At 71.1% G+C, this 12,062-nt stretch carries 7 protein-coding genes; 2 read left to right on the top strand and 5 right to left on the bottom strand.

Features of this window, described 5'->3' with window-relative positions; translation table 11 throughout:
* Positions 1-151 precede the first annotated feature (151 nt).
* The gene (locus D7V93_RS25680; protein WP_120645908.1) at positions 152-2,950 is read right to left on the bottom strand and encodes a hypothetical protein; all 2,799 of its coding nucleotides are present in this window, start codon (positions 2,948-2,950) and stop codon (positions 152-154) included.
* Positions 2,951-3,206: 256 nt separating this feature from the next.
* Positions 3,207-4,916: a ligand-binding sensor domain-containing protein gene (locus tag D7V93_RS25685; protein WP_120645909.1), complete on the bottom strand. Its 1,710-nt coding sequence runs from the start codon at positions 4,914-4,916 to the stop codon at positions 3,207-3,209.
* Between the two features lie 209 nt (positions 4,917-5,125).
* Between D7V93_RS25685 and D7V93_RS25690 the strand changes: the two genes are divergently transcribed.
* Positions 5,126-5,824, top strand: a complete 699-nt coding sequence (locus tag D7V93_RS25690; protein WP_120645910.1) for a class I SAM-dependent methyltransferase — start codon at positions 5,126-5,128, stop codon at positions 5,822-5,824.
* 18 nt (positions 5,825-5,842) lie between these two features.
* On the opposite strand, the gene D7V93_RS25695 is transcribed toward D7V93_RS25690, so the two are convergent.
* Positions 5,843-6,550 carry a response regulator transcription factor gene (locus tag D7V93_RS25695; protein ID WP_120645911.1) on the bottom strand — a complete coding sequence of 236 codons (708 nt, stop codon included), beginning with the start codon at positions 6,548-6,550 and terminating at the stop codon, positions 5,843-5,845.
* Positions 6,547-8,079, bottom strand: coding sequence for a sensor histidine kinase (locus D7V93_RS25700; protein WP_244237510.1), 1,533 nt, complete (start codon positions 8,077-8,079; stop codon positions 6,547-6,549). The genes D7V93_RS25695 and D7V93_RS25700 overlap by 4 nt, the downstream gene beginning before the upstream one ends.
* A 254-nt stretch (positions 8,080-8,333) precedes the next feature.
* Here D7V93_RS25700 and D7V93_RS25705 point away from each other — a divergent pair, with 254 nt between their 5' ends.
* The gene (locus tag D7V93_RS25705) at positions 8,334-10,364 is read left to right on the top strand and encodes a c-type cytochrome (RefSeq protein WP_120645913.1); all 2,031 of its coding nucleotides are present in this window, start codon (positions 8,334-8,336) and stop codon (positions 10,362-10,364) included.
* Between the two features lie 202 nt (positions 10,365-10,566).
* Here D7V93_RS25705 and D7V93_RS25710 read toward each other — a convergent pair whose 3' ends face one another.
* A complete protein-coding gene (locus D7V93_RS25710) occupies positions 10,567-11,871 on the bottom strand; it encodes a hypothetical protein (RefSeq protein WP_147451319.1) in 1,305 nt (434 codons plus the stop codon).
* Positions 11,872-12,062: the final 191 nt, after the last annotated feature.

The raw sequence follows: 12,062 nt of genomic DNA on the forward strand, positions 1-12,062 counted from the left end.
ACAGGGAGGCATGACGGGACCGGCATTCTAGTCGGCTTCCGGGCCGCGCGTGCTGACTGTCGGAAGGTAGTGCCCGGCCGGTAGCCGGCCGGGCACGATGCGTCAAAAGCCTGCGCGCCGGGATGTTTTCTTGTGCCGTGAGAGGTCGCGTTCAGTTGGGGTACTTCAGGATGAACGCGTCGCGTTCGCCCTGATTGGTGCTGAAGACATTGCCGCGGGTCTCCCCCACCAGGAGGATGTCATCCGCGTTGTCGACCGCGACGCCCAGTCCGTACGTCGAGGCCGTGCTCGGATGTCCCCCCTCCCAGAGGAGGTCGCCGGAGGGGGTCAGCTTGTAGACCGCCATGGCCCCCGAGGACTGTCCCGCGACGATGACGTTGCCGGCGGAGTCCGTCCGGATGCCGAAGAGCGAGGCGAAATAGGTTGAGAAGGTGGTCCGCGTCCACTGCTCCACGCCCTCGCTGTTCAGCTTGATGACCAGCGGCGTGTAGGCCTCGGAGGAGGGCTGGAAGAAGCCGGCGACGTAGGCATTGCCCGTGGCGTCCACGGCGATGTCGGAGCCCCGGGCCATTCGCGCGGGGAAGACGTGCTCCCAGACCTTGTCACCGCCGGTGGTGAACTTCGCGACCGACACGTACCGGTTGTAGACGTGCCCCAGCACGTAGACGCCGCCCGCGCCAACGGCCACGCCTTGCACGGACTCGTCCTCCTCCGTGCCCCACACGCGGGTCCAGAGCGTGTTCCCGTTCGCGTCCAGCTTCATGAGCAGGTGGTCCCCTCCGGCCACCGCGTGGTGCGGCTGCCCCGGGAAGCTGCCCCGCGTGGTGCCCCCCGCGTAGACGGAGGTGCCATCCGAGGCGATGTCACTGAAGGAGTCCCCCTCCGCCGTGCCGGGCTGGACCACCCACTGCTTCACGCCACTCACGTCGTACTTCACGACGAAGGCATCCCCATTGCCCAGCTGGAGGCCGCCCAGGTTGCTGGTCGTGAACCCCGCCGCGTAGACGTTGTTCGCGGTGTCGACCGTGATGCCCAGGGCCTTCTCATGGCCTGACTCGCCCAGCAGGCGGGACCAGCCCATGGTGCCGGTCGACGTATAGCGACCGATGATGGCGTCCCAGCCGCCCATCGGCGTGTAGTTGAAGGCGCCCGTCGTCCAGCCCGCGTAGAAGACGTCGCGCTGCGCGTTGGTGGTCACCGCTTCAAAGGCTTCGTCGCCGGTGGTGCCGCGCTGGAGCCCCCACTGGGGGGAGGGCGGGACGTCCGACGGCTGCTGGGTGCCGGTGGCGCAGCTCTCCTTCGCGCCCACGTCCGGACCGTTGCCGCAGTAATCCACCGTCTGCGTGTCATTGAGGGCCATGTCGCGCGCCGGTGAGCCCGGCTGGGTTTCGCGCGCGAGCGAGGAGAAGAGCGGGTCACCCCACTGGCTTTGGCTTTCGAGCGCCAGGCCCGGGATGCCCAGGCAGTTGCTCCAGGCCGCCATGTCGACGAGGGTGAAGTTGCAGCGCAGCATCTTCGACGCGCCCTGGGCGAAGAGGTTGTAGCCGCTTTCGAACTGGCTCACGCCGTTCTGGCTCGCGCCCAGGTAGTAGCCCGCGCCGCCCTTGAAGATGTTGTTCCAGACATCGACGTTGGTGACGTTGACGCCCGTCATCTCCTCGCCCACCGACACGAAGGCGTTCTCCCAGCCGTCGAAGGTGTTGTGGTACAGGTCCACGCCCGTCACACGCGTCATCCAGACCGCGTTCGAGGGGCACCGCGCCGTCGTCAGGGTCGGGTCGCGGATGATGTTCCGGCGGATGACGACGTTGGCCAGCTGCTCGTTCGAGTCGAAGCGGCCCAGGTTGATGCCCCGGCAGGTGTCGGCGATGTCCACGCCCTCGATGAGGATGCCCTGGGCGTTGAAGTGGGCGACGATGGCCTCGCCCTTGCTCGCGTTGCCCGTCGCGTTGCGGGTGGCCCGGAAGTGACTGACGTGTCCGCCGCGGATCGTCACCCGGTCGCAGTCCTTGATGTCGACGGCGTTCTCCGTGTTGCCATCACTGCTGCTGGTGTTGGCGATGGTGTTGTCGATCATCAGGATGTCGTGGGGGCGGACGGTGCCCGTGCCCGCGGGCTCCACGTACACGGGGCCCACGCACTGCACGCCGTCCCCGGAGTTGTCGTTCAGCGTGTTCTCCGTGAGCAGGACATGGTGGCTGTCCGGGTAGATGCTGATGGCATGTCCATCCTCGCGGGTGGCGCAGTGGAACCCGTCCACGCAGACCAGCCCCACGGGCGTGGAGGGCTCCTGGGCGGCGCAGTCCGCGTGGGTGTTACAGCTCGTCTCGGGGCGCAGGGCGCTCCAGTGGTACGTCCACTGCACGGTGGTGCGGTGGACCTGGATGTGGTGGGCGGAGTCGCCGATGAAGACCGCCGCGCCGCCCCGCGCGTTGACGACGTGGCTGTTGCGCAGGATGGAGTCGTGGGAGCCCGCGCCCTTGAACCGGACGACGTTCGAGAAGACCCGGTTCCCGTCGAGCTCGAAGCCGTCGATGATCCAGTGGCTCTTCGTCACGTCCAGCAGCGGTCCCGAGCCCGGGTTGCGCACCGTGGCCTGGTGGCCGGGCCACTCCATCAGGGTGATGGGCAGCGCGGAGGTGCCGTTCTGGGCCGCGCTCCAGCTCAGGTTCTCCACGAAGACGCCCCGGACGTAGGCGGCCTGGCCCGGCTGCAAGGCATTGATGGCGGCCTGGAGGGACTTCCAGGGGTTCGCGAGGCTGCCATCCGACGTGCCCGTGAAGGATGAATCGACGTAGCGGAGGTTGCCGGGGGCGGGCACGTAGCCCGCGTGGGGCAGGGTGAAGGCTTCCGAGCCCGCGACGATGTCTCGCTCCAGGTTTGCCTGGGAGGGAGTGGCCAGCAGCAGCGTGGCCGAGAACAGGGATGAGGCAACGATGTGACGTTTCACGAGCGAGGCTCCGGATGGGACAGGGTCTTCGCGCGGTGGGTCCGTCAGCGCCGCGCATCCGGGCTACGCGGCGGGCTTTTTCGGCCGGTCGTGGGGCCGTCGTCGATTCGCCCCGGAGGGAGAGGCATTGTCGGATGGTCGGCTTTGCGGTGTCTGTTCTGGTGAAAGGCAGACACTTCCTGCGTCCCAAAGACAACGGCCGCCCTCCCCATGACGAGGAGGACGGCCGTGAGAGGCCCTGCCGTGACGCCCGCGCTCAGTCGCCTTCGTAGATGCCGATGAGGCCCGGGGTGACGACGCCCGTCTTCGGGTTCTTGACGCCCTCGAAGGACATGAGGACGCGGCGCTTGCCGCCGGAGCGGTCGAACTGGATGTCCGACACGGCGCTCACGGAGGTGACCGCCGTGCCGAAGACGTCCGCGCTGTACTTCACCGTGCCGCCGCCCTTGAGGCGCGTGATGCCGCCCCACCAGTTGGCGCCCACCCAGAGGCTGCCATCCAGCGGGTCCGTGGCCACGGCGGAGGTGGGCGCCATGGCGGGAGTGGAGCCCCTGGCGGGCGAGTAGTTGACCAGGTCCTGCATCACCTTGGTCTGCACCTGGCCTTGAGGGTTCAGGCGCGCCAGGCCGTAGAAGAAGGAGCTGACCCAGACGTCGCCGTTGCCCGCCATGGCCATGCCGGAGACGTTGTCGTCCACGCGCTGGGCCTCGGAGGGGTAGTCCGGCACCTGGTCGGCCCAGATGTCGAAGCGGTTCCAGTCGTAGCCCTTGTCCTCCGTATAGGCCTGGGCATCCCAGTAATTGCCCTGCTGCTGGTCGGGGCTCAGCGTCATGTAATAGAAGCGCGTGGAGCGGATCTGCCCGCCGAAGAAGACGTCGTGGTTGTCGGTGATGGCGATGCCGTAATAGCGGTCCGACAGCAGCTCGCCCTTGGAGCCGGAGATGTGCGGGTGCACGTGCTCGTAGAGGCCCGCGCACTCGAACTCCCACTTGAACTTCGGGCTCTCCGTCGTGTTCCAGGGGCGCGGATCCCAGCAGTAGGCCGGGACGTTGCCGTCGAACTTCGCGTCACCCATCGCGAAGCCGTGGTTGCCGCCAAACCAGACGACCTCCTTCACCGGATCATAGGCGATGCGGTAGATGGTGCAGAGCTTCTCGCGGCCGCGCAGCTCGGCGCCCACCTTCGTGGGGCCGGTGTGGATGTCGTAGTGCACGACGTCCAGGGTGCCGTCCGCCTTCAGCGTCACCTTGTCCGCGTCACCGCTCTTGTAGACGCTCGCGTCCGCGGGGCGGCCTTCCTTCTCGGACTGGTCCCACTCGTCCTCGCAGGTGGGCCTGCCCGGCGCGGGCGGCTTGCCGGCGTAGCCGACGAACACCGTGCCGGAGGGTCCGCCCGCCACGGAGATGACCTTGAGGTACGGCATGCCCGGCGGAGGGCCGCCCACGCCGTCGCGCATGCGGCCGAACGGGTGGAGGCCGTCGGACATCGTGAAGCGCTGGAGGGTGGTCTGCCCCTTCTTCATCAGGAAGAGGCCTTCTTCGCCGCCCGCGACCCAGATGTTGCCGCCCTGGTCGGCGGTGATTCCGTAGATGTAGCGGGGAGCGCCCAGCTCCTGGTTGTAGAACGTCCAGCCCGGCGCGGAGGGCAGGGGATAGGTCTGCACCGTCTCCGGCGGCGTGCCCGCGTCGGTGCCGGCGTCCGTGCCGCCGGTGCCCGCGTCGGTGCCACCCGTGCCGGCGTCCGTGCCGCCGGTGCCCGCGTCGGTGCCACCCGTGCCGGCGTCCGTGCCGCTGCCCGCGTCAGGGCGCTGCGTCCCCGCGTCCGGCACCTGCGGGTTCTCCTGCGGATCCTCGACGGGGGCCGGGTCGTCCACGCCGCGCGTGTCGCCGTCATCCCCTCCGCAACCCACCCACCCCAGCGCTCCCACCAGCAGGACCGCTCCCGTCCACCGCCACCCGTGCTTCATGGTCCAGACACCTCTCGCTGACTCAAGGCGGAGTTCCCCCCAGCGGGCTCCGCGAAATGCCGTCACCCAAGGCAAGGAAGGTGCCAGCCCGGACGGGACGGGCAGCCGATGCCGACGTCATTTGCCGGACAGCGGGTGGGCAAACGATTGCCCACTGTGGGCACGCAGGGGGTCCCGAAGCGCCCCGCAACCGTGCTAGGGCCTGGGCCATGGCAGGGAACGACGCACGCGGCCGCACCCCGCTGTCCCTCGTGGGACAGGAGCCGGACCTCGTCTTCTACACGCGGCAGGCGACCGAGCACGGCGCGCCCGTGTTGGTGCTGGGCGCCGCCAACGGCCGCGTGCCCTGGGCCCTGTCCGGCCATGGCTTCGCCACCGTGGGCGTGGATCCGTCGGAGGTGATGATCCGCTCCGCCGAGGAGCGCCGCGCGTCGGAGAGCCCGGAGGTCTCCGCGCGCACGCGCCTGATGACGGCGGACCTGCGCACGCTGCGGCTGCCGGAGAAGTTCCCGCTGGTGCTCGCCCCGCAGCATGCGCTGGGCCTGATGGCCGGCCGCGACGACGTGGAGGCGTTCCTCGCCACCGTCATCCACCACCTGGCCCCTGGCGGCACCTTCGTCTACGACGTGCTCAACGCCCCGCGCGAGCCCGTGCTGCCGCGCGACGAGGACGAGCCCGGCTCCGCGGTGGAGCCCCGCCGCCCGCTGTTCGCCCTGCACCTGCGCGAGCGGCGCCCGCCCGGCGGCACGAGCCCCATCCGCCGACTCAAGCTGCGCCACTTCCTCCCGGAGGAGCTGGAGACCGCGCTCACCTCCAGCGGCCTCACGCTCCGCGAGCGCTACGGCCGCTTCGACGGCAAGCCCTTCGACCTGGAGGACCTGCGCCAGATTGGCGTCGCCGGGCTGTGAGGCAGCCAGGAGCTCGCTTCAGCGCTCGAAGCGGTAGCCCAGGCCGCGCACGGTGAGGAAGTGCCGGGGCTCTTCCGGGTCGGCTTCGAACTTGAGCCGCAGCTGGCGCATGAAGTTGTCCACCGTGCGCGCGCTGCCCTCGTAGTGGTAGCCCCACGCGCCCGACAGCAGCTCCTCGCGGGTGAAGGTGCGGCCCGGGTGCGCGAGGAAGTGCGCGAGCAGCTTGAACTCCTGCGCGGTCAACTCCACCGGCTGCCCGTCGCGCGCCACCGTGCGCAGCGCCAGGTCCACCTTCACGTCCCCGAACGTCACCGGCGGCGCGGTGGTGCCCGTGACCCCGAACCTGCGGCGCAGCACCGCCTTGATGCGCGCGAGCAGCTCCTGGAGGCCGAAGGGCTTCACCACGTAGTCGTCCGCGCCCAGGTTGAGGCCCAGGATTTTATCCGACTCCTGGCCCCGGGCGGACAGCACCACCACGGGCGTGTCGCGGCCGCGCTGGCGCAGCTCGCGGATGACCTCGTAGCCGTTGAGCTCCGGGAGCATCAGGTCCAGCACCAGCAGGTCCGGCGCCTCGTCCAGCGCCTTGGCCAGGCCCGTGCGTCCGTCCTGGGCCTGGAGGACCTCGTACCCTTCGAAGCGCAGGTTCATGGACACGCCGGTGAGGATGGACAGGTCGTCCTCCACCACCAGGATGCGGCGCGGCTTCTCCTCGCTGCCGGTGCTCATGAGCGGCCCGCCTTGAGCTGGAGGGTGAAGCGGCTGCCCTTGCCGGGTTCGCTCTGCACGGTGATGCGGCCCCCGTGCGCCTCCACGATGCGCTTGCTGATGGCGAGCCCCAGGCCGCTGCCCTCCGTCTTGCGCGTGAGCAGGTTGTCCACGCGGTAGAAGCGCTCGAAGATGCGCTTGCGGTCCTTCCTGGCGATCCCCACCCCGTTGTCCTCCACCGACAGGTTCACGTGTCTGCCGTCCCTCTGTGCGCGCAGCGCGATCTTCCGGTTCGTGGGCCCGCTGTACTTGTAGGCATTCTGCAACAGGTTGAGCAGCGCGCCCGCGACCGCGACGCGGTCCACCTCCACCGGAGGCAGCGCGCGCTCCACGTCCACGCTCAACACCATGTCGTCGCCCAGCCGCTGCGCGCGGAAGGCCGCCACCGCCGCGTCCACCACGTCCGCCACCGGCAGGGCCTCGCGCTGGTACACCTTGCGGCCGCTCTCGATGCGCGCCCAGTCCAGCACCCGCTCGATGAGGTCCGACAGGCGCTCCGTCTCGCGCGTGAGCAGGTCCAGCACCTCCTGCATCTGCGCGGGGTCCTTGAGCCGTCCCAGGGCCAGCGTCTCGATGAACATGCGGATGGACGTGAGCGGCGTGCGCAGCTCATGGCTCACCAGCGACACGAAGTCCGTCTTCATGCGTGACAGGCGCGCCTCGCGGTAGAGCACGCGGCCGGTGTAGACGACGCCGAAGGTGAGCGTCAGGTAGAACAGGCCCAGGAGCACGCCGTACACGGCGCGGTTGCGCGTGGAGGCGCTCGCGATGGGGTCCTCGCCGGTGGGCAGCACCACCAGGCGGAAGTCCTGCAGCGGCGGGGACAGCACCCGCTCCGCGAGCACCGTCGTCCCCAGCGCGTTCTGCCGGGCCTGGGCGACCTCCGACATCAGCCGGTTGACGAGCCCGCCCTCGCTGGTCGCGTCGCGCGGCACGGGCAGCAGCGTGAAGCGCACCGGCTCCGACGTGGCCCGCCCCTGGGCCTTGTCCGACAGGAGCCTGTCCAACGCGATGCCGGACAGCCGCACGCCGCGCACCTGGGTCCCCTGGCGCTCGGCGGCCACCATCACCGCCCGGTTCCCGGTGGCGAGGGAGAAGACGGTGGGCACCGTGGGCAGGGAGGCGGCCTCCGGCACCAGCGCCGCCAGGGACTCCGCGAGCTGCGGGTCCCTGGTGCGCACGAGGCCGTTCTCCACGTGGAAGGTCCCCTCCGGGTCGGACACCTCCTGGTCGTCCGCCAGCAGGAACGCCAGCCGTTCGCCGTCCGTCGGCTCCAGCCGTCCGCCGTTGAGCGCCCGGGGCACCTCCGCGGACAGGTCCGCGAGCGTGCCGCGCCAGGCGGCCTCCAGGCGTTTCTCCACCGCGGCGCGCTCGTTGATGATGGCCACGATGCCGAAGCCCGACAGGCCGGCGGAGGGCAGCACGATCAGCAGGAGGAGCAGCGCGAACGTGCGCCGGAAGCTGAGGATGACGGGCGCGGGACGAAGCACGGCCTCCGTATCTACACGCGACAGGGGCCCGGTGCTCGGGGTGTTTGTAGGACAGGGGCACCTTCCCCACACTGTCCTGGGCCGCACGACGGGTGCGGAGGGCATCGACTTCCGGTGGACGGGTGGGCGAGCATGCGGCCCTCGGGACGGCGTGTGAGCAGGGCCGGCACGCACCCGACAGGCCGTGGGGCTTCACCGCGCGCAGGGCAGGGCCGGAAGGACGCGCGGGCCCCACGGGAGGGGAAGGCTTTCCGATGCGACGGCAGGGATGGGCCGCGTTCTGCGCGGTGACGCTGGTGCTTTCGGGGTGCAAGGAGCGCGAGGTGGCGGGCACCTGGAGCAATGCCTCCGGGTCCGTGGCGCTCAGCCGGGATGACGCGTTGCTCTACGTGGTGGATGCCGACAACGGCATCCTCGCGGTGGTGGACACCGCCCGGCAGGAGAAGGTGAGCGAGGTGCGGGTGGGCCCGCGTCCGGAGCGCGTGACGGTGGGCCCGGACGACACCGTCTACGTGACGAACCGGGGCGGGCGCAGCGTGTCCGTCATCCGCCGGGGTGACGCGGTGGAAGCGGCGCGCATCGACGTGGGCGTGGAGCCCACGGGGCTCGTGGTGTCCCCGGACGGCGACACGCTCTACGTGGTGAACAGCGCCACGCGCACGTCGGCCACGCACGGCAGCCTCACCGCCATCGACACGGAGTCGCTCACGGCGCGCTGGGAGTTGCCGCTGGGCGAGGAGCCGCGCGGCATCGCGCTGCTGGAGGGGGGCCGCAAGGCGGCGGTGTCGCTGTTCCGGCAGGGCGACGTGATGACGGTGGACCTGTCGGACGCGGACCGGCCCCGGGTGCTGCGGGACGGCACGGACCTGAACGCGCGGGCGAACGCGGCGTCGGCGCCCCGGGCCGTCACGGCCCTGGACACCCCGCTGCCTCCGTCCGCGCCGCGGGGCGCGCGGACCTTCCGAGCACGCGGCATGGTGGACATCATGGGCGCGCCGGACGGACGGCGGCTCTTCGCGCCGGTGCTCTGGTCGCGCGAGGACGCTCTGGCCGCGTCGCCGGACGATGGCGGCTTCCAGGGCGGGGACTCGCTGTATGGCGGCGGGACGCCGTGCGGCGCGGACGTGGGCGGCGGCGTGGTGGCCGCGGGCCTCATCACCTTCGACGCGGACGGTGAGGCGCCGGAGCCGGTGGTGGACGACCTGGACGAGTGCAAGCCGCCGCCGGACAGGACGCCGGACTACCCCACGTCGCTCATCGCCAGCCCGTCGCTCATCACACCCGTGCAGGGCCCGGCGGCGGCGGTGGTGGACCCTTCGGGCGCGTGGCTGTTCCTGGTGAACCAGGAGACGAACAACGTGGCCATCGTGCCCGCGTGGCGTCGCTCCGGGCAGGACCTGCCGAACTCGACGAGCTCCGTGCGGCAGACGGTGCTGGTGGGCGCGGGGCCCAACGGCATCGCCATCACGCGCGACGGGCGCAAGGTGTATGTCTACAACGCGTTCGACCACACGTTGAGCACGCTGGTGAGCAGCGGTGACGGCATCGACGCCGTGTCCGAGGAGCGCACGCGGCTGCCCATCGCGGGCGACGTCCTGTCCCCGATGGCCGCGGCGGGCCGGCGGCTGTTCTTCACCGCGACGGACGAGCGGATGACGAGCCCGATGGTGGCGATCTCCTGTGGCTCATGCCACCTGGAGGGCCGCGAGGACGGACACGTGTGGGGCTTCCCGGACGGGCCGCGCCAGACGCCCAGCCTCGCGGGGCGCATGACGACGTCGACGGCGCCGTTCCACTGGAGCGGGGAGTTCTCCGGTCTGGGGGACTTCATGAACGCCACGGTGAAGGACCGCATGGGCGGCAAGGCGCTGGACTCCGACACGGTGGCGAAGCTGGCGGCGTTCATCGACACGATTCCGGCGACGGACAACCCGTTCCGGGGCGAGCCGCTGACGGAGGCGCAGGCGCGAGGCGCGGCGCTCTTCAAGAAGGCGGCGTGCGACACGTGCCACGCGGGTGCCGTGCTCACGAACAACGCCAACGCGGACGTGGGCACGTTCGTGCGCGAGGGCGTGCTGAAGGACGCGGCGCAGGTCATCAGGGCGGGGCTCAACACGCCGTCGCTGCTGGGCGTGGGCCGCACCGCGCCGTACCTGCATGACGGCAGCGCGCCCACCCTCCGGGCCCGTCTGTTGAACGGCCGCGAGTCGAACCAGCACGGCCTGACGGCGCAGCTGTCCGACGCGGATGTGGATGACCTCGTGGAGTACCTGCAGACGTTGTAGGCGCGCACGCACGCTCCGGGGGATGGCGAGCCCTGGAGCGTGAGCGCGGCATGGGAGCGAGGGCCCGGCTCGGGGTGTCTGTGCCGGGGCTTGAGGTCGGGCCCGAAGGTCGCGTTCCGGTGCAGGCGTTCCGGGTTCGGCGCAGGCGTCACGGTCGTGGGTGCAGGCGTCGCGGGCTTCGGCGCCGACGTCGGCGCAGGCGTTACGGGTTCGGCGCAGGCGTCACGGTCGTGGGCGCAGGCGTCGCGGGCTTCAGCGCTGACGTCGGCGCAGGCGTCACGGTCGTGGGCGCAGGCGTCGCGGGCTTCGGCGCTGACGTCGGCGCAGGTGTCTCCGGTTTCGGCTCGGAGGTCGGCGCAGGCTGTGCGGTCGTGGGCGCAGGCTGTGCGGTCGTGGGCGCAGGCGTCACGACCGTTGGCTCAGGCGTCGTGGGTTTCGGCGCGGGCGTCACGGTCGTTGGCGCAGGCGTCGTGGGTTTCGGCACGGGCGTCACGGTCGTTGGCGCAGTCGGCACGGACGTCGGCACAGGCGTCACGGTCGTCGGCGCAGGTGTCGTGGGTTTCGGCGCGGGCGTCACGGTCGTCGGCGCGGGCGTCACGGTCGTCGGCACAGGCGTCACGGTCGTCGGCGCGGAGGGCACGCCCACGTTACGGGGCGGCGTGCTCGCGGGACGGGGCGGCGTCACCGGCGGCGCGGGCGTCACCCCTGGCGCCAGGCCCGTCGGCGGTCGTGAGGGCGCCACGGATCCGGGCGCGGGTCCTGCTCCCACGGGGGCCGTCACCCTGGGACGCGGAGGCGGCGGGACCACCGCGGGCGCGACGGAGGGCTGTGCCCGGGAGCCCGCGGGCGCGGAGAGCACATCCGTCGTTCCAGCGCGCGGCCGCGTCAGCGTGTCCAGCGGCTCCAACGGCGCGTCCCCGAGCGGACTGTCACCCTCCAGGCGCGGAAGCGCCGTGCCCGCGTCGGCCGCACCCTCCACCCCCTGATGCGCCGTCACCGCGAGGCGCGCTACGTCCATCGCGCGGTCGGGGTCGTCGCCCAGCCAGGTGACGACGACGACGCAGGGCGCGTCGTCGTCCCACGCCACCACCTGCGTCATGCCCTGCACCGGGTTGCGCCGAGCCGCCGCCCGGCCCAGCGCGGAAACCTCCTCGCCGCCCGCGTTCAACATGGGCTCGAGCAGCGCGCGCACGTCCGCGCCCGCGTAGCCCGGCTGGCAGTCATAGGCCACCGACACGGAGACGTCCGGCGTGGCGGCCGAACGCAACATGCAGACGGGGCCGCACGTGGGACAGCCCCGCTCCTCCTTCATCGTGAACCCGTTGAGCGTCAGGTCGCGCAGGTCCGCCGGCAGCAGCACGTCGCACGTGGGAAGGGTCAGCGGAGAAGGCCGGCCCGGAAGCCCGATGGCGCCCGCGTCCTTCACTTCCGTCGCCTCCGTGCTCGCGTCGGGCTTGCAAGCCCCCAGGGCGAGCATCATCAGCAGTGCGCCCCGTCCAACCCTCATCCCGTCTGCTCTCCTCACCGACGCATCGCGCGCGAGCGCGGATGGTAGACCGGGGCCAGCCCCCGTCATCAGCATTGTGGCGCGGCTGCCGCTTTCCGGACGCGGCCGGATGGAGGGAAGGGGAACGGGCAGGCTTCGTCCACGGCGGGAGCGTGGGCTAGGCTGCCCGCCCTCTCCACCATGCGCATCCC

This window comes from Corallococcus llansteffanensis, assembly GCF_003612055.1.
Classification (GTDB): Bacteria; Myxococcota; Myxococcia; order Myxococcales; family Myxococcaceae; genus Corallococcus; species Corallococcus llansteffanensis.